At 50.3% G+C, this 17,601-nt stretch carries 17 protein-coding genes; 8 read left to right on the top strand and 9 right to left on the bottom strand.

Annotation, left to right across the window (positions count from 1 at the left end):
- Positions 1-255: 255 nt before the first annotated feature.
- The 8 genes from HP399_RS28855 (at position 256) to HP399_RS28820 (ending at position 7,789) form a co-directional block, all read left to right on the top strand.
- A complete protein-coding gene (locus tag HP399_RS28855; RefSeq protein WP_173620912.1) occupies positions 256-1,284 on the top strand; it encodes an NADH:flavin oxidoreductase/NADH oxidase in 1,029 nt (342 codons plus the stop codon).
- Between the two features lie 148 nt (positions 1,285-1,432).
- Positions 1,433-2,023 carry a TetR/AcrR family transcriptional regulator gene (locus tag HP399_RS28850; protein ID WP_228088400.1) on the top strand — a complete coding sequence of 197 codons (591 nt, stop codon included), beginning with the start codon at positions 1,433-1,435 and terminating at the stop codon, positions 2,021-2,023.
- A 73-nt stretch (positions 2,024-2,096) separates the two neighbouring features.
- Positions 2,097-3,476, top strand: a complete 1,380-nt coding sequence (locus HP399_RS28845) for an MFS transporter (protein WP_173620910.1) — start codon at positions 2,097-2,099, stop codon at positions 3,474-3,476.
- Between the two features lie 70 nt (positions 3,477-3,546).
- Complete coding sequence (locus HP399_RS28840) at positions 3,547-4,932, top strand: MocR-like pyridoxine biosynthesis transcription factor PdxR (protein ID WP_173620909.1); 1,386 nt, start codon at positions 3,547-3,549, stop codon at positions 4,930-4,932.
- 103 nt (positions 4,933-5,035) lie between these two features.
- On the top strand, positions 5,036-5,809 hold the full coding sequence (locus HP399_RS28835; RefSeq protein WP_173620908.1) for an HAD-IIB family hydrolase: 774 nt from the start codon (positions 5,036-5,038) through the stop codon (positions 5,807-5,809).
- Positions 5,810-5,831: 22 nt separating this feature from the next.
- On the top strand, positions 5,832-6,524 hold the full coding sequence (locus HP399_RS28830; protein WP_173620907.1) for a M24 family metallopeptidase: 693 nt from the start codon (positions 5,832-5,834) through the stop codon (positions 6,522-6,524).
- A 105-nt stretch (positions 6,525-6,629) separates the two neighbouring features.
- Entirely contained in the window at positions 6,630-6,926 is a 297-nt protein-coding gene (locus HP399_RS28825; RefSeq protein ID WP_173621503.1) for a helix-turn-helix domain-containing protein, read from the top strand.
- 14 nt (positions 6,927-6,940) lie between these two features.
- Positions 6,941-7,789, top strand: coding sequence for an IS3 family transposase (locus HP399_RS28820; protein ID WP_173621502.1), 849 nt, complete (start codon positions 6,941-6,943; stop codon positions 7,787-7,789).
- 86 nt (positions 7,790-7,875) lie between these two features.
- On the opposite strand, the gene HP399_RS28815 is transcribed toward HP399_RS28820, so the two are convergent.
- The 9 genes from HP399_RS28815 to HP399_RS28775 form a co-directional block, all read right to left on the bottom strand.
- Positions 7,876-8,691, bottom strand: a complete 816-nt coding sequence (locus HP399_RS28815; RefSeq protein WP_173621282.1) for an ABC transporter permease — start codon at positions 8,689-8,691, stop codon at positions 7,876-7,878.
- Positions 8,688-9,674 (bottom strand): ABC transporter ATP-binding protein, encoded by a 987-nt coding sequence (locus tag HP399_RS28810; RefSeq protein ID WP_173621281.1) that lies wholly within the window; start codon positions 9,672-9,674, stop codon positions 8,688-8,690. Before HP399_RS28810 ends, HP399_RS28815 begins: the two co-directional genes overlap by 4 nt.
- Positions 9,675-9,691: 17 nt before the next feature.
- Positions 9,692-10,501 (bottom strand): ABC transporter permease, encoded by an 810-nt coding sequence (locus HP399_RS28805; RefSeq protein ID WP_173621280.1) that lies wholly within the window; start codon positions 10,499-10,501, stop codon positions 9,692-9,694.
- Position 10,502: 1 nt separating this feature from the next.
- Positions 10,503-11,600, bottom strand: a complete 1,098-nt coding sequence (locus HP399_RS28800; protein ID WP_173621279.1) for an ArsR/SmtB family transcription factor — start codon at positions 11,598-11,600, stop codon at positions 10,503-10,505.
- Positions 11,601-11,752: 152 nt separating this feature from the next.
- A complete protein-coding gene (locus HP399_RS28795; protein WP_173621278.1) occupies positions 11,753-13,081 on the bottom strand; it encodes a DUF4129 domain-containing protein in 1,329 nt (442 codons plus the stop codon).
- Positions 13,078-14,268: a DUF58 domain-containing protein gene (locus HP399_RS28790; protein ID WP_173621277.1), complete on the bottom strand. Its 1,191-nt coding sequence runs from the start codon at positions 14,266-14,268 to the stop codon at positions 13,078-13,080. The genes HP399_RS28795 and HP399_RS28790 overlap by 4 nt, the downstream gene beginning before the upstream one ends.
- Positions 14,269-14,272: 4 nt before the next feature.
- On the bottom strand, positions 14,273-15,211 hold the full coding sequence (locus tag HP399_RS28785) for an AAA family ATPase (RefSeq protein WP_173621276.1): 939 nt from the start codon (positions 15,209-15,211) through the stop codon (positions 14,273-14,275).
- Between the two features lie 48 nt (positions 15,212-15,259).
- A complete protein-coding gene (locus tag HP399_RS28780; RefSeq protein WP_173621275.1) occupies positions 15,260-16,486 on the bottom strand; it encodes an MFS transporter in 1,227 nt (408 codons plus the stop codon).
- Positions 16,483-17,532 carry an ArsR/SmtB family transcription factor gene (locus HP399_RS28775; protein WP_173621274.1) on the bottom strand — a complete coding sequence of 350 codons (1,050 nt, stop codon included), beginning with the start codon at positions 17,530-17,532 and terminating at the stop codon, positions 16,483-16,485. The genes HP399_RS28780 and HP399_RS28775 overlap by 4 nt, the downstream gene beginning before the upstream one ends.
- Between the last annotated feature and the right edge of the window lie 69 nt (positions 17,533-17,601).

The following is a 17,601-nucleotide window of genomic DNA, read 5'->3' as shown; positions in this document are numbered from 1 at the left end:
ATGCAAAAAGCGAAACACGCTCTTAAGCGTCCACCTCTGAAAAACATCCTGAAAGAACTACTTTGGACGCGGTTTCGCTTTTTGCATGGAGGCGGGCAGTGAATCCCTCAGCGGGTGGGACAAGAAGCTGAGCGTTTTCTCCTGTTTCCTCCCCAGCACTACAGCGGGACAAAGTCCTTTCACAAAGTGCAACTTGGGATTGCAGATGGTGCTTACTTTTGGCATGATAATAAAAAAAAGTAAGGAGTGGAGCAAATGGCGTTGTTGTCTACCCCGTTTCAGTTTAAAGGACTTACCTTGAAAAATCGGATTGTCATGCCGCCGATGTGCCAGTACTCTGTGGATGCACAAGATGGAACACCAACGGACTGGCATTTTGTTCATTACGTTTCTCGTGCAGTAGGCGGAACAGGTCTGCTCATCGTGGAAATGACCGATGTCGAGCCTGATGGCAGAATTTCCAACGGCGATTTGGGCTTATGGTCTGACGAACAGATTCCGGCGTATACACGAATTGTCTCCGAGGCTCATAAATATGGGGCCAAAATTGGCATACAGATTGCTCATGCTGGCCGCAAAGCGGAAGACGCAGAAGTACCTGTATCGTCGTCCGCGATTGCTTTCCCAGGGGCGCGCTACAAAACGCCACGGGCGTTGACGACAGAAGAGGTTAAGCAAATGGTCGTCAAGTTCCAGGACTCAGCGAGACGTGCGGTGGAAGCCGGGTTTGACACCATTGAAATCCACGGTGCGCACGGATACTTGGTTCACCAGTTCCACTCCCCTTTGACGAATCAGCGTGATGATGAGTACGGGCGTGATAAAGCGCTGTTTGGCGTGGAAATTATTCAGGCGATCAAAGAGGTCATTCCAGCTGACATGCCGCTGATCATGCGCGTCTCTGCCGTAGAGTACGTGGATGGTGGATATGGGCTGGATTACAGCACGGAGCTGTGCCGCCGTTACAAGGAAGCAGGCGTCGATATTTTCCATATATCCAGCGGCGGGGAAGGACCGATTGGTTCAGCAGGCCGTCCAGGTGTTCATCCTGGCTATCAAGTACCATTGGCACGCGCAATTAAGCAGGCACTGGATGTCCCGGTCATTGCAGTCGGCAACCTCGATGATCCAAAAGTGGCGGAAGCATCGATTGGCAATGGCGATACGGATTTGGTAGCAGTCGGCCGCGGCATGCTGCGTGACCCTTATTGGGCACTGCATGCGATTCGTGAGCTGTCGGCGGATGAACTGCAGCCACCGCAGCAATATTCAAGAGCGTTTTAATCGGGTAAAAGAGCGAGGGGCTTTCCTTTCGACTGCATGAGTCGGAGGAGAGCCCTTTTTTACGGGAAGTCCCTTGACACTTTTTGACAGTCGATTTAAGATAAATGTCAGTCAGTACTGACAATCAGTTCCGGGAATGAGGATAGCAATGAGCAGCAGCAAAAGTCTTACAAGCAGCGAAAAACTGATGATAGCCGCAATCGATCTCATCGCGGAAAAAGGCTACAACGGCGTAACCACGCAAGAAATTGCCACTGCGGCAGGATTGAGCGAGAAGACGTTGTTTCGTCACTTCGGCAGCAAGCGGAATTTGCTCGAAAGCGCCTTTGACCGTTATCATTACACGGAAGGACTGACAAAGCTTTTTGCGGAGAAGCTTGTGTGGGATTTGCGCGAGGATTTGCTTTTAATCAGCCGAACGTATCACGAAATGATGAACCGCAATCGGAAGATGATTTTGATTAGCATTAAGGATGAGGCCCATTTGCCCGGATTCCGCGAGCGGACCCAAAAGCACCCGCGACAGTTGATGATACTGTTTACGGATTACTTCAAAGAGATGGGCAAAAAGGGCAAGATGATCCAAACGAATCCGGAGGCACAGGCGACTGCCTTCATGGTCATGAATTTCGGAGCGTTTTTGAACGATCTGGATGGCACTAGCAATTTTTCAGGGGTATCTCTGGAGGTATTTATCGAAGAGAGTGTAGAGGTTTTCGCTAGGGGTTTGACTCCCTAGTTTTTTACCACTCGAATGTCAGTCAGTACTGACAGACAATACGTGCATAACAAAGTGAAGGGGAAGATGCGGCATGGAAGCGACAAAAGCGCAGCAAAACAGGGACATATTAATCCGGATATTGATGTTTACCTTAGTCATATCCTCCATGAGTGCTTTGGTGTTTAACATTGCACTCCCCGAAATTAGCAAGGAGTTTGGTTTGAGCATTGCGCAGGTGAGCTGGCTATCGACCGCATATGGATTGTTATACGCGATCGGAACCGTGACGTATGGCAAACTGGCGGATCGATACAAGCTCAAGAATTTGTTGACGTTTGGACTCTTGGTGTTTACGGCTGGTTCGTTTTTTGGTTTGGTCTCCGATTCCTTTGCGATGGCCCTCTTCGGAAGATGCTTGCAGGCAGTAGGGGCGGCTGTCATTCCGGCTACTGCGATGCTCATTCCTTTGCGGTACTTCCCGCCTGAGCGCAGGGGTTCTGTTTTAGGAAGAACGGCAGTAGGATTGGCTCTTGGCGGTGCACTCGGTCCTGTAATCGCGGCGTTAATCGTCAGCTTTGCCCATTGGCGCTGGCTGTTTTCCATACCGCTCCTGATCTTGCTTACGCTGCCGTTCTACCGCAAATATCTGGAGGATGAGGAGATCGCGTCTGGTGGGAAGTTTGATTGGGTGGGCGGTTCCCTACTAGCGATCAGCGTGACGTCATTGCTCTTGGGAGTAACGAATGGATCGTGGTGGTTTGCATTGGCGAGTTTGGTTACTTTGCTCCTATTCGTCGTACGAATTCGTTCGGTAGCTGATCCGTTTGTACAGCCGAAGGTTTTTGCCAACAAGCAGTATACAATCGGGATTCTAATGGCATTTCTTATAAGTGGAATGGGGATATCGCTTTATTATCTCAGTCCGCTGCTCTTGGCTCAGGTGCAGCAGCTATCGACGAGCTGGATCGGCTTTGTGATGGTTCCAGCGGCTATCGCTTCGGCATTGCTTGGTCGCGTGGGAGGAAAGCTCGCGGACAGGCGGGGGAATGTTTTTCTGTATTTCGTTGCGTCTAGTTTACTGATTGGCTGCTTTGGCTTGCTGTCGACTTTCACAAGTGCATCGGTTATAGGCATTGCGCTCTTCTTGATCCTAGGCAATGTGGGGCAGTCTTTTATGCAAATCTCGATGGCGAACTCGATCTCGAGGACGTTGACGAAGGAGCAGGCGGGAGTAGGCATGGGGATTTTTTCGATGCTGAGCTTCATTTCCATGGGGATCGCATCTGCGGTATACAGCAAGGTTATCGATCTGGGCGCGACAACCAATTGGAATCCGGTGAATCCGTATACGAGCGGCTTCATTTACAGCAATATTTATTTGATGATGGCCCTGATGCACGTGTGTCTTATCGTCTTCTACTACTTTCAGTTCGGTAGGGCCAAGGGACAAAGCCTTCTGGCAGATAGCTGACCTTTTGTTCACTCAGGCTTAAGATAATATGTGGTAGACTAAAACAAAAAAGGAAGGGGGTTCCTGTTCGTTGCGAGAGCTATCTGCCATTCGTTTTACAGAGGGAGAGCCACTGTTCATCCAAATCTATCACTTTATCAAAGACGAAATATTGCGTAACCAAATCGCGTATGAAGAATTTCTCCCCTCGATCAGAAGCTGTGCGCAAACGCTTGCTGTCAGCAAAAATACAGTGGAAGTTGCCTATCAGCTACTGGTATCGGAAGGGTACATCAGCAGCATTCCGAAAAAAGGGTACCAGGTGACGTACAAAGCAGGACCTCCTTCCGGGCAGCATGCAGCGGAACGAGAAGACTCTCGTATACCGCCGATTCGCTATGACTTTCGCTACGGCAACATCGAGCTGGGGGCATTCCCTTTTCATCCGTGGAATAAGCTACGCAACAAGCTCATTTCCAACCATCAGCGCACGTATATGGTGGAGGGGCTGGCTCAAGGCGAATACGTCTTGCGAAAGGAACTCTCGAAATTGCTACATGAAACGAGAGGAGTCCTCGCCACCCCGGAGCAGATCATTATTGGAGCCACCCCGCAACAGTTGGTGTCGATTGTCGTCCAGCTTTTGGACAGAGAGAAGCATGTGACTGGCGTAGAAAATCCGGGCTATGATGGTGCGAGAAATACGTTTCTCAACGGTGGCTACCGCGTACACGGCATTTCCTTGGAGGCAGACGGTGTATCCATCGAAGAGCTGAAGAGAAGCGGGGCTAGCATCATGTACGTGAGTCCTTCGCAGCAATTCATCAACAAAATGACGATGTCTTTGGAGAAAAGAAACCAATTGACCCTGTGGGCACAATCCTTATCGCATGCTTATTTGGTGGAGGATGACTACGAATGGGAGTTCAAATATCAAGAGAGCTACATCCCTTCGATTCAGAGTCTGTCTCCCCAAAAGGTTGTTTACATTGGGCGGCTCTCCAAAGCATTGCTGCCGCTCGTAAACGTCAGCTACGTCGTCCTTCCTTACGAGCTGTTATCGCGTTTTCACCAGCGTATGCCTGAATACGATCAGCCTGTTTCCCGCTTGGACCAGTTGACGCTAGCGGCGTATTTGTCCGATGGCTATTGGCATAGACACTTGCAGCACATGCGAAAAGACTATGTGGAAAAGCGAGAGGTGTTTCTTCAGGCGGTCGCTCGTTACATGGACGGACGTGTGGAAATAGAAGGGAAGGATACGGGGCTGCATGTATTTTTGACCGTAAAAAGTCAGCGTACGGAAGCGGAACTCATGGAGTGTGCCTATCAAAAGGGTGTAAAAGTCTACGGAACTGCCCGATACTGGCTGCATGATACAAGGGAGCATCCGACGGTTTTGCTAGGGTACGGAGCGCTGACCCCCGACGATATTCAGGAGGGCATTCGCTTGTTGGCTAGTGCCTGGTTCGAGTAACAGATCAGCTCTCTGTCCCACTCATCTTGAACGATCTGTCCCTTTGGCCTCAGACGGCTATCCATTACGATGGACAGGACAGCGACTAGAAAGGGTGGGAAAAATGAAGTTTATTTTTGATCTGGACGGGACGATCTGCTTCAAGGGTCAACCGATCTCAACAAACATTTTGGATAGCCTGCTTGCACTCGAACAAGCGGGACATACCGTAGGCTTCGCCTCCGCAAGACCGTGTCGTGACATGCTGCCTGTCCTCGATGAGCGGTTTGCCAACCATCTCCTCATTGGCGCGAATGGAGCGATGACACATCACCATGGAAGCTTGCAGGGCTGCGTGCCGATCCCGGATCGTTTGGCACATGAAATCATCAGCATTCTCGATGATTATCGCGCGCAGTATTTCATCGATGACTCGTGGAATTACGCACATAATTGTGTGTCGACCCATCCCTTTTTGAGCTATATCGATCCCAATCGGACAGCCAGCCGAGTAGACGTGGATCAACTGAATGCCGTGCTGAAAATCCTGATTTTATCGTGTGACCGTTATGAAGAATTGATGGCGAGAATCAAGGAGCTCGACGTCACGCTGCATTATCATTCGGCAGAAGGCATTCTCGACCTTACTTATCGGGGAGTGAATAAATGGGCTGCCCTGAATCGGTTCGATGTGGCAGGGGAGCCGTTCATCTGCTTTGGAAATGACATGAATGATTTGCCACTGTTTGAAAAAGCGCATCATTCCGTATTGATTGGCGAGTACGAATCGTTGCTTGCATTGGCAAAGGAAAAAATCGCCGTGGATGATCAAGTGGAGCAATCTATTGTCGCAAAATTGCGAGAGCTGGGCGAGATGTATGAGTCAGCTCTTCCGTAAACCGAAGAGGAGGCATCAAATAATGAATCCATTATTGGAGAAGAGACATCAGGCACTGCGCGAAGCAGAGACCAAAGCCGAGTTTTTATTTGCCACAATCGAAGAAAAGGGCATCATTCGCAGCGGTGTGACGGAAAAAGATATCAACAGGGAGATTTACGAGCTGGCCTTTCAATTGTTCGGGATCAAAAAATATTGGCATAAGCGAATTGTGCGAGCGGGAAGAAACACGCTGTTTCCGTACCGAGAAAATCCACCGAACTTGACTGTCTCACCCGATGATATTGTCTTTCTCGATTTCGGGCCCATTTTTGAGGACTGGGAAGCCGATCTCGGGCGGACGTATGTGCTTGGAAATGATCCGGTAAAACAAAAGTTGCGCGACGATATTGAAAAAGCGTGGGACGAGGGCAAGGCTTACTTTTTGTCTAAGCCGGATATTACGAGCAGCGAGCTGTTTACTTACGTGTGCGAGCTAGCTAAACAATATGGCTGGGAGTTCGGAGGGCCGCACGCAGGGCATCTCATCGGCGAATTCCCGCATGAAATAATTCAGGGGGAGGATATCGTCAACTATATTCACCCTGACAATCACAAGCCAATGAGTGAGCCAGATCATAACGGACACCCACGCGATTGGATCTTGGAGGTTCATTTTATTGATCGGGAACGAGAAATTGGGGGATTTGTAGAGAAGCTGTTGACGGTAGAGTAACAAGAAATAAGAAAACGCCTTTTCCAAATTGAAGTGCACCCCTTAAAGTAGACATTGGAAAAACCCCTGTGGTTTACCGATGAACTTTAGGGGGTGCATTTTTTTATGGCAGCTAAAGGGCAAAAGTTTATGAGCTATCCAGAAACACTGAAAAGGGAAGCCATACGTTTACATCTTGAGGAAAAATGGACGTATAAACGAATTACAGAACATCTGGGAATTCTGGACAAAGATCGTGTGAGAAAGTGGATGAGAAAGTATAGACAGCTTGGAGAGTTTGGACTCCTAGATCAACGTGGACGTCGGGAGACGTATATTGACCAGGACCGTCATGTTCAAAAATTAAAGCGTGAAAATGAAATCCTAAAAAAGTGTTTGGAAATCTGGGTACGGGAGGTGTAAGGAAGAAATATCACATGGTGGAGACATTGTCTTCAATCTTCATGGTAACTGAGATTTGTAAGGCTTTAGGTGTCTCGAGAAGCGGATATTATAAATACCTCTCCACTAGAAAACAGAACAAGGACAAAGCTTTGAAAGAGAAAATCAACATGATCTATAAGCAAAGGAAAGGAATTTACGGCTACCGCAGAATTCAAGCAGAACTAGTACGCCAGTATGGTTGTAAAGTAAACCATAAAAAAGTGTTACGGTTGATGCAAAATCTGGGGATTAAAGCAGTTATTCGCCGGAAACGTGCCCATATCACCACTTTTCAAGCCATTGTTTCCGATGGACGTGTAGCCGAGAACATGCTAAATCGTAATTTCGTTGCTCAGAGACCAAATCAAAAATGGGTAACTGACGTTACCCAATATCGAATCGGAGATGAACGCATCTATCTCTCAGCAATTAAAGATTTGTGTACGCGCGAAATTGTTGCCTATCATATCAGCTCTCGAAACGACAATGCGCTTGTTCTTCAGACTTTCAAGAAAGCATTTAAAACACAAAAAGACGTGACTGGTGTGATCGTTCACAGCGATCAGGGTCACCAGTACACGTCTCATGCATACCACGACATGCTGCCTACGGTTGGCGCCAAAATCAGCATGTCACGACGAGGCAATTGCCTAGACAACTCCTCGATGGAGAGCTTCTTTTCTCATTTGAAAACCGAAGCTCTATATCCCTATGATATACGAGATGTACAAGATGCTCAAAGAAGAATTGAGGAATATATCCATTTTTACAACGAAGAACGTCTTCAACTGAAATTAAAAAAACTGACGCCTAGTGAATTTAGACGTCAGTTAGCGGCCTAACGGCCGGGGTTTTTCTTACTGTCTACGAAATGGGGTCTTGACCAAATCAGGAGAGGGCGTTTTCTATGTGACTTTTCTTTGGCTAACTAATACATCACCATGTTCCCGGTCTTTTTCATATGCTTCTCCGCTTGCTTCAACAACACGACGGTCGCTGTCACGAGCACCAGCAGAACAGCGGCTAGAAGTCCCATACTCGGCAGCATTGTTTGCAACGACGCTCCCTCCATCAGCAGCTCGCGAATCAACTGAAGCGCGTAGGTCAGGGGAAAGCAAAAGGAAATGACCTTGGCCCAAACCGGAAAGGCCATCGGGGGCAGACGGACACCGGAAAAGATCAGCATCGGCTCATCCAGCACGGTGTACAGAAAGCTCGAATCGCGTGAAAACAGAAAGAGCACACAGAGAAAGCCGCCCCAGACGATGGCCGATACCAGTAAAATGAGGAAGGCGAGTGGAGGAGCCCACCAGCCGCTCAGCTGAATGCCATCGACAAAAAACAAGGCTAACAGGACAAAGCAAAAGAACAGCCAGACCCCCTCGATCAGCGAGGAAAGCGAACGCCCATACAGAAAAGCGAGTCGGTTGACCGGGCTGATGAAGATCATTTCCATGGTTCCTGCTTGCCGTTCAAAGCTCATTTGCCATGACGACTGCACCAGGCACCAATAAAAGATATAGCCTAAATAGCCAGTCAACAGGAACAGCGGCAACTGCTCATAGCTGATGAACCGGGCTAGCGGGGAATCAGCTCCCATCCGGAACGGAGCAAACGAATAATACGCGGTAACGAAATTGATGACGGGCCAGACCAAGAGCGAGAAGTAGACCATTTTGCTGTGAAACGAATGACGATGCTCCTTGATGATTTCGGCCAAAAGCAGGCTGCCTAGCTGTTTCATGCGCCCCTCCGATCTGCCATGTGCAGGATGACGTCCTCCAGTGATGGCTGTTGCGTGGAGAGACGCAAGATAGGGGATTGGTGAGCAGCCAAGAGGGAAAGCAGCGGAGTCGTCATATCCGTTTTTCCCCGTAACGTCACTTCCCAGGTCTGCTCGTCTGTTTCTGCGATTTCACGCGAGCCGCCGTAATCTTGAGCCAGCTGGCGCAGATCGTAATCGAGCGAGTCGGAAAGAGCGGGGATCACTACCTGCAAGGCGGTATCCAGGTGGAGCGATTTGGTCAGGTGCTCCGGTGTATCATGCGCTACAAGCCTTCCTTTATCGATGATGTATACCTCGTCGCAAAGCTCTTCTACCTCATGAATGTAGTGGCTGGTCAACAGAATGGCTTTTCCATGCTGAGAAGCGAGCTCACTCACATGCTTGCGAAGCTGTCGGGCGATGGGGGCGTCCAAGCCGAGAGTCGGTTCGTCAAGGAACAGGTAGCTCGGATCATTGATCAGGCCGCGGGCGATTTGCAGTCGCTGCTTCATGCCTTTGGAATAACGCTCGACAGGGGTGTTGGCCGCCTCATACAGGCCAACCTGCAAGAGCAATGAATCGATCCGATTGCGCAAGGCCTGCCCTTGCAAACCGTACAGACTGCCGAAGTATTGCAGGTTTTCCCGCCCTGTCAGCCGCCAGTACAGCATGCGCTCGCCCCCTGCGATCATGTTGACCTTGGCTTTGACGAACCGATCGTCCTTTACCACGTCATACCCGTCTACCGTGATCGTGCCGCTGGTTGGGGTGAGCAGTGTGGAGCACATCTTGATCGTTGTTGTTTTCCCTGCGCCATTAATGCCTAACAATCCAATGATTTTGCCGGGTACCATGCGAAAAGACAGATCAGCGACTGCCTCGACCTCTGTCCATTGCTGGCGAAACCAGTCTTTTTTCTCCTTCACCCGGTATACCTTCCGTACATTTTCTGCAATCAACATGATCCTTGTCCTCCTCGTTATCCAAAAATCGATTCCATGACGCGTTTTTCCATCCGACGTATACCCCACACCCCGATGACGAGATAGATGAGGGACAGGGCTGCCATATGAAACAGCTGTGGGGAAACAGCATGCAGCGGCGCTCCTTGAATCACGCATTGCCGAAAAGCATCCAGCGCAGGCGCGAGCGGCATGATGAGACCGAGCGGTTGCAGCCATTCAGGCAAGTACGGAATCGGAAACGTCACCCCACTGACAAAGGCCATCACGGCAAACAGCGTGTTTTGTGTGATGTACGTATCGCGGAACCAAAGCATGAGACTACCTAATACGAGCGCCTGGCAAAAGAAAGCCCCTGTAGACAATATCCAGACAAGGACGGCGCTCCATACGTTTGTATGAGAGAGCGTGAGTCCGAACAACGCCCCTACAAGTACAATCACCGAAAATTCAAACAAAGTACGCATGAGCTGTTGGGCGACATTCCCCAAAAAGTACCCCCTGCGCAAGGACGGAGTGAGCAAAACCGCCTCCAAGGTCCCTTCCCGTAGCTCCGTAATGAGTGAGCGGCTGACATTCATCAAGGTCGAGACGGCAAACGCATAAAAAGCTCCGCCGAGGATGGCGTACGACAAGTAATCGGACGAGCCGGTGAGATGTGCGAAGTTCTCGTCCAACTGCCCGGCAAATACATAGTGATAGGCGAAGAAGGCGAACAGCACCGTATACACCCCGGAAAAAATGTGGCCGATGACAAACGACCACGGATAGGCACGAATCATTACGCGGGTATTGCGGATAAAGGTAGCTTTGGCAACATGAAGCACGTTATTTCCTCCGTTCTGGGGGATGTGATGAAGCAGGTGGAAAGACAAGTCCGGGAACAGGCATATCGATGAACTCATGCAGATCGACAGCGAGTTGTTCTAGCCGTGATGCAATCGCGCGGTAAAATACATACCGTCCCCGCCGTTCACTCCAGATAAAGCCTGTGTCTACCAACAGATTCAAGTGCTTGTTGACGGCAGGCTCACTGATGTTGTGCAGGTCAGCCAACTGCTGCGTGCAGTAAGGATGAGCCAATAACGATTTGAGAATCGCCGTCCGCGTCGGATCACTGAACACCTTCATTTTGTTGATGAAGTCAGCGGGAATCACCGAGGTGGATCTGGTGCCGGGAACGTCAACGGATAAGCCCACCGAGATGTGGTCATCGTAAATGCCGAGCAACAAATGCGGCGAGACAAAAGTAGAGACACGCAAATGGATACGAGCTAGCTCCGAATAGCCAAATGTGTACGTTTTTGCTTTATGAAATTGCAAGAAGTCTTCGTGCACCTTCAAGCGCGGGTGTACCTGCGACAAAAATGGAATCGGATCAAGCTTGATCTGCTCTTGTGCTTCATGTACGGCGCGGACGAGCCATGGTTGAATCCGCCGTTCTTCTGTCTGGAAAATAGGCAGGCAGTCGTAGCAAAACTCCAGAAAACTGCGCTTGGTCGAGAGTGGATGGCGCAAAAGCTCCCGATGCTCCGGTTTTAGTTCATCAAAAATCTCGTCCGTACGTCCTTGCATCCAAGCGTGAAGTTGTCTGGGATGATAGACGGGACCGATCATGAGTTGGGCAAACTCGCCTGCATCCATCGCCTGTACACGCTCCAATGCGGCCTCGACGGAATGCTCAAAACACTCCTCCCAAGGCGCCAGGAAGTCCATGGCATCGAGAAACTGATTGGACATGGAACTAAAATAGTGAAGCTTTTTCAAGAGCGGGGCAGGTAAAGCAGTGAGCAACTCCTCCGCCCAATGCAAGCGGGAGGTGTGATGCTCCGGCTTGGCAAGCACATGGAGACTTAAGAAAAACTCATAGCCGGGTATGTATGCGACATGAAGATGCTTACGCAGCCAGTCAGGTAAATCTTGCACCGAGCATCCTCCTTTCTTGTTCAATTAACCATCTGGTGAATTCAATTTGAGAGTGGGCAAAATTGAAGAAATTATGCCGGAGGGGCATCTCGATGTCAAGAGAAAAAGAAAACAACCACGGCTAACGGGTAGCACGTGGTTGTGGAACGGTATTACGTTTCGGAAAAACGAGAGTCGAGCGTCTGCACGGCTTGCTGCATCGCTGTCAAATCCGCTTCGGGAAGCGACTGCTCCTGATAGCGATATTGCTGATAGTAACGGGTGATGCGAGCAACTGCATCCAGCTGGCCTGCATCTAGCAAGGACTGTTCGCGCAGGCGATTGAAAAACTCTTGGGGTGTCTCATGCAACTCGATTGGCATCCCTTGCTTCTCCATGAGGACGAGGAATTGATAGTAGGCGTACCTGGTGGGATCATCCTCTGGGCCAACGGGCTGTTTGAACCATTTAGCAGAGTCTTCCTCAGCACTTTCTTTACTGGAAGAGGGGGGAACAGTGGTTAACATAGTGTTTTGTGCAGCCGCCACTTCTTTTTCCCGCGTAATCGTCCCTTTGAAGCGCTTTTTCCATATGTATCGGCCGAGCAGGATCACACAGGTGAGGATGAAGGCAATGATTAAGTATGGCTGCAGAACAGAAAAGAGTGATTCTCCGAGCTGTATCTGTACCGCGGGATTATCTGCTTTTTGCCCTGTACTTTCCATGAGTATCTTCATGCCTGCCTGTTTTTGGTTCGCCCTCTCGTACAAACGTTCAAACAATTCCACAATGAAAATAAGCACAGGCTCAAAGAGCGTATACAGTCCAGTGCTGACAGGTCCTTTTATCCAACTCCAGATCCAATAGAGGAGACCAAGTACGATAGAACCGATAGCCAAATAACCTGCGATCAAAAGAATACGAGTGCCAAGCACTTGGCTGCCAAGTAGCAAGCTAATGCGAGCAGGCAGCCTCGTAGAAAGCGATCCTTCCCGCAGCACGAACGCCACAATCGCCATCAAAATATAGCTGAGAGTAATGAGGACGAGCATGGAAAAAGAGGCTGCGAGCGAATAGGAACCCGGGTCAACGATAGAGGTGTAAAGTACTGCTATCACGAGCTGTAACAAGCCCGCCATCAGCGCCAGAACAAATCTGCGTTGCAGACTGTCATGTCGATAGCCTTCCGATGCAGCACTTTGTACTCTCCAAAAATAAACAGCAGCCAGTATAAGCGCGATGAGCCAGGAATCGTAGAGATAGAAGCTGCCCATTCCTATGACAAACACAAGGGGATACAGCAACAGATGGAGCATAAAGCGACCGCCACCACTATGGTACAGCCAGCTTCCCGCCATGAGCAGGATCGCTGCGACTAGGCAAAACGAGAGCAGTTGACCAAAGCCTGCTGTCATATACCCAAATAAGATCAGGAAAACGCCCATCAGCATGGCCTCCAGCCAAAACGCGAGCGTCCAGCGGCCCATCAAGGAGAGTGTCATCTCATCATCACGCTCCTTTTTTTCAAGCGAGCATGCTCAAAACGCTGGATGGTGACAGGGTCAAAAGAAACATCCAGCACCGCAACCTGATGACCGCGTTGAACAAGGCGCTCCGCCGAGGCTTGTACAGATAGGTCCATTCGTGGTGTCACAATGAGAATGGCTTCTTTCCCTGGTGCCCCCTCTAACCGGCGAAGAACAGTCGTCAGTGGCGTTGTCACAAAATGATGGATTTGCGCCAGTTGAGTCATGACGTGCAGGTGGTGCGCCTTGCCACTTCCCGCAGGCAAATGAAAATGCTCACGTCCTCGTTGCTTCACGGTGAGGTACAGCTCGTATCCGACTGATTTTCTCCTGCACAGGCCAGCCAAAGCCGCAAGACACGAGATCGTCCGTTCATTGGTGGTATCGTTGTACTTTTGCATCATTGGTTCATAGGAGGGCAGGATATGCCCGACGATTCGCCAGTTCGGATGGGCTGTATACTCGAAAAGACGCGTCTCAAGTGAACCTGTTTTGGCGGTTGCCTTCCAATGGATGTGCTTGAAACGGTCGCCTGGCATGTACGACCGAACGCCACGCTGAAAAGTGACATCGTCCTGTTGGCGCTGACGAGAAAGCCGATTCCCGTCCGGTTCCGTTTCAGCGAGCACGACGGGAGAAAGAGCAAGAGGCAACGGATAGACCAGCAAGGAAAAGGAAATCGACAATGTCATAGCGGTAGGCTCCTCGCCCAATAACGGCAATGTCTCGGATTGAACATCCGTGAGCCAGACCGTGCCTCGCTTGTTCGGGATGAGAATCAAGGTGCGTGTGGCACTTTGTCGTATCGGCAGATCAAACCGCAGGCGAACGCTCGTCCGATGATTGAGGATTCGCACCTCGTCTGCACCTTCCACAAAGACATGCTCCGGCAGTGTGAAGCGAAGCCAGGTAGCAGGCAATGGTAGCCACGAACGATTATGCAAGCGAACTGTAACGTGCACGGGTGTCCCTGACAGGACACGCGTTTGATCACTGGACCATTCGAGTGACACCCATTGGGACATGGACTTGACCCACCAATCTTGTGCAGCGGGGAGAAAAAAGAAAAAGCCCCCAAACAGAAAGAAAAACCAGTGGCCGGAAAAAACGGCGAAGAGCAGCGATACAAAACCGATTACGTGAAAGGTTTGCTTGGTGATCATAGCGCTACACGCTTTCTTCGACGGGAGCGGGGACGCTGGTCAAGATTTGCTCCACGACTTCCTGCTCTGTCACATGCAGCTCTGCTTCCATGGAGAGGCGAATGCGGTGAGCTGCCAGACTTGGGAACACCACTTTCACATCATCCGGCAAGACATAAGTACGACCAGAAACGAACGCGTAAGCCTGAGCGGATCGCAACAGGGCGAGCATGGCGCGCGGACTAATGCCCACCTCAACAGAACGATGCTGGCGAGTCGCTTCCGTCAGATCGATGACATAGTCTTCCACCGGTTGGCTGACATGAATGGTCGTGACCTCGCGTTGCAGAGCCGCAATTTGCTCGACAGTGATGACCGGCTCGACGGCCTCTAATGGGGAGCCACTGCGGAATCTCCGCAAAATTTCTTTGGCATCCTCTCGCGTACCGTAGCCAAGAGACAGCTTGAAAAGGAAGCGGTCCAACTGTGCTTCCGGCAATGGATAGGTTCCTTCCGATTCAATCGGGTTTTGGGTAGCAATGACCAGCATGGTCGATGGAAGTGGCAGGGTGACGCCTTCGATTGTAACCTGGCGTTCCTCCATGCTTTCCAGCAAGCCGGATTGAGTCCTGGGAGTGGCCCGGTTTATTTCATCTGCGAGCAAGACATCCGCAAAAACAGGTCCCTTGCGCAGTTCGAATTCACTTGTTCGCTGATTGAATACGTGTAGACCGACGACATCAGATGGCAGTAGATCCGCAGTAAATTGCAGGCGGTTGTAAGAGCCGCCAATCGCTTGCGCCAATGTTTTGGCAAGCACGGTTTTTCCCATTCCGGGCAAGTCCTCCAGCAATACGTGACCACGGGCGAGCAGGGCCGTTACCAATAGGCGGATCTGGCTTTCCTTGCCCACGATGACGCTGCTGATAGCATGCTGAAGGTTATCCAATGTCGGATGAGTCATGAAAATTCTCCTTTTCCCATTCAAAATTTAGGAGGCATACGGTTTTTATTATATATGGAATATCCTGTTAGTTACAAATTTTCGAAATAGTATTCCCGTCAGCGCGGCAAGCACGATGACGGCGCCTACAGAGATGTAAAGAGGGCGAATCCCTACCTGATCGCTCAGCTGTCCACCAAGCCAAATACCGACGGGCATCGTCGCACGCACGATGAGTAGGCGGACAGACAGTACACGCCCCATTAGCTCGGAAGGAACGTGAAGCTGATACAGGCTTGTGCTATGTACTTGGAAAAAGGGAGCAAACAGACCAGCCAGTAGTTCGATGGTGATTGCGAGCCAGAGGTCATGGGTAAAGCCTATCGCAACAAAGCTTGAGCCGCCTAATACCAGTGATCCCAACATGATCAGGGGCTGCCCAAGGCTGCTACGGAAGCGAGGCACGAGCAAAGAGCCGAAGAAATATCCCAAAGGATACCCAGCCAAAAACAAGCCTACATGAAACGAAGTGCCTTGCAGTTCGCCGGCTACAAAAGGCAGGTTTAGTACGAGTGTGACTCCGACAGCAAATTGGACGAGAGCTGAGTACAGGCCAAGCCAGAGCAAAAGGGGCTTTTGCCAAAAAATCGCAAGACCGGCCTTAAACATAACGAGCCACGATTGCTTCTTGTTGGCGGTATCTGCTGGGGCGATTGGACAAAGAACCAGAAAGAAACCGCTGAGTACATAGCTGATCGCGACCAATGCGAGTACGGACTCACCACCGATACTCGCCACGAGAATCCCGCCCAACGGAGGTCCTGTAATCAAGGCAATTCGTAGGACACTATCCAAATAGGCATTGGCTTGGAGGAGCTGCTCTCTTTTGACCAGAGCAGGGAGGAGCGACTGGCTGGCTGGCACATATAGCGGTTGAACGAGACCGTTGATCAAGGCAGTGAAATACAAAGGCCAGAGTGATTCTGTCCCGGAAGTAATGACCGCAAAGGACAAACAAAACGCAGCAGCTCGCATCCATTGAGAAAAAATCATGACACGCTTCTTGTCGAATCGGTCGATGTACGGTCCGGCAACCAACTGAATCGCTAGCGACGGCAAGAAATACAGCAGCCACATCTGTCCGACCGCACCTTGTGAGCCTGTTGCCTGATAGATTAACCAGCTATTGGCGAGGGTACCGAGTGAGGCGCCGAGTTCTGATATGAGCTGACCGAAAAGAATCCAACGATAAGAACGCTGCTGCCAGACAGAGGCTTGTACCGCAGTTTGGTTCATGGGGTGCTCCTGTCCAGGAATTCATCCCACATCAGGGGGAGCTTGTCCAGCGTATGACGGCGGAGTCTGTAACGGGAGCCTGCCGTTTCAACGAGATGGGCAGACCGCAGCATGGACAGGTGATGGTGTACTGTCGATTTCGCCATGGAGAGTTGATCTGTTATCTCTTGCAGACTCAGGTCCTTTTCCGCCAGCATTTTGACCATGCGCAGCCTATGCTCATCACCGAGTGCTTTTAAGGCTTGCACCAGTGAAGGGGGTGGCTGATTAGGATCTACAGCATCGTGCAAATTTTCGTCGGCAACAGGGTAATAAAAAATTTTCGTCCCGACAGCATCGGCCTGTACGGTCCACGGGCGATAGATCGCTTGTGGAATCAGCAGTACGCGTGTCACGGCAGGCTCAGGGAGGTAGCTCGATCCCGTAGCATACTCTACCAAGGCTTCCGGGTTGAACTTTCCTAGCTTGCTTTGCTTTTGCGCCCAATCCCTTTCTAGCATGCGAACGATTTCTTCCTCACGCGGCTTGATATGAGTGATATACCAGCCTTCCATCAATCGGAGAATATGACTCCGCAGCTCTTCTGCATCAACGGAAGTAATATGTCCGATATACGCTTCAAAAAAGAGGTGCGCACGGCACGCTTCCTGCAAAACGGTGCAATCCTCCTTGCTTCCTTGTGCAGCCTTTCGACGTGCTTCCTGCATATTTTCACCAAGATAAGGGAGGGCCTCATATCGGAGCTGTTCTGTTGAGAGCTCTCTGACATAGGAGAGAAATGAATCCACATCTGTGAAAGGGCAAAGATCGAGCAGTTGCAAAAGCGTCTTCCACGTGTTGTGCTCCTTCGCATAGTCGACTTCTTGCCGTACAGAGGGTGACAGCTCGTCCAACAGTTGACGCCAGTAGGCAGGAGGGTGTTCCATCGTGTGATGCAATTGATCGTAGGTAGCGGCAGCGATTCCCAAGGCTGCTTCGAATAAAGGAGAATACGAGATCTCCACGCGATATGTTGTCCGTTCACTTCCGATATTTAAAACTTTCACGTCTATCCACTCTCCCAAAATTTTCTTGAATGATAATATTATAAAAATACCGAATGAAAAGTTCAATTA

The sequence above is a fragment of the Brevibacillus sp. DP1.3A genome, assembly GCF_013284245.2.
GTDB lineage: Bacteria > Bacillota > Bacilli > Brevibacillales > Brevibacillaceae > Brevibacillus.
The sequence above is the reverse complement of the archived record's forward strand: the minus strand, read 5'-3'. Positions and strand labels throughout refer to the sequence as shown.

Excerpts from the sequence above, each read along its gene's own strand:
- HP399_RS28785 (WP_173621276.1), bottom strand. The coding sequence starts at position 15,211 with ATGACTCATCCGACATTGGATAACCTTCAGCATGCTATCAGCAGCGTC.
- HP399_RS28835 (WP_173620908.1), top strand. The coding sequence starts at position 5,036 with ATGAAGTTTATTTTTGATCTGGACGGGACGATCTGCTTCAAGGGTCAA.
- HP399_RS28845 (WP_173620910.1), top strand. The coding sequence starts at position 2,097 with ATGGAAGCGACAAAAGCGCAGCAAAACAGGGACATATTAATCCGGATA.
- HP399_RS28820 (WP_173621502.1), top strand. The coding sequence starts at position 6,941 with ATGGTGGAGACATTGTCTTCAATCTTCATGGTAACTGAGATTTGTAAG.
- HP399_RS28825 (WP_173621503.1), top strand. The coding sequence starts at position 6,630 with ATGGCAGCTAAAGGGCAAAAGTTTATGAGCTATCCAGAAACACTGAAA.
- HP399_RS28810 (WP_173621281.1), bottom strand. The coding sequence starts at position 9,674 with ATGTTGATTGCAGAAAATGTACGGAAGGTATACCGGGTGAAGGAGAAA.
- HP399_RS28855 (WP_173620912.1), top strand. The coding sequence starts at position 256 with ATGGCGTTGTTGTCTACCCCGTTTCAGTTTAAAGGACTTACCTTGAAA.
- HP399_RS28790 (WP_173621277.1), bottom strand. The coding sequence starts at position 14,268 with ATGATCACCAAGCAAACCTTTCACGTAATCGGTTTTGTATCGCTGCTC.
- HP399_RS28830 (WP_173620907.1), top strand. The coding sequence starts at position 5,832 with ATGAATCCATTATTGGAGAAGAGACATCAGGCACTGCGCGAAGCAGAG.
- HP399_RS28815 (WP_173621282.1), bottom strand. The coding sequence starts at position 8,691 with ATGAAACAGCTAGGCAGCCTGCTTTTGGCCGAAATCATCAAGGAGCAT.
- HP399_RS28795 (WP_173621278.1), bottom strand. The coding sequence starts at position 13,081 with ATGACACTCTCCTTGATGGGCCGCTGGACGCTCGCGTTTTGGCTGGAG.
- HP399_RS28850 (WP_228088400.1), top strand. The coding sequence starts at position 1,433 with ATGAGCAGCAGCAAAAGTCTTACAAGCAGCGAAAAACTGATGATAGCC.
- HP399_RS28780 (WP_173621275.1), bottom strand. The coding sequence starts at position 16,486 with ATGAACCAAACTGCGGTACAAGCCTCTGTCTGGCAGCAGCGTTCTTAT.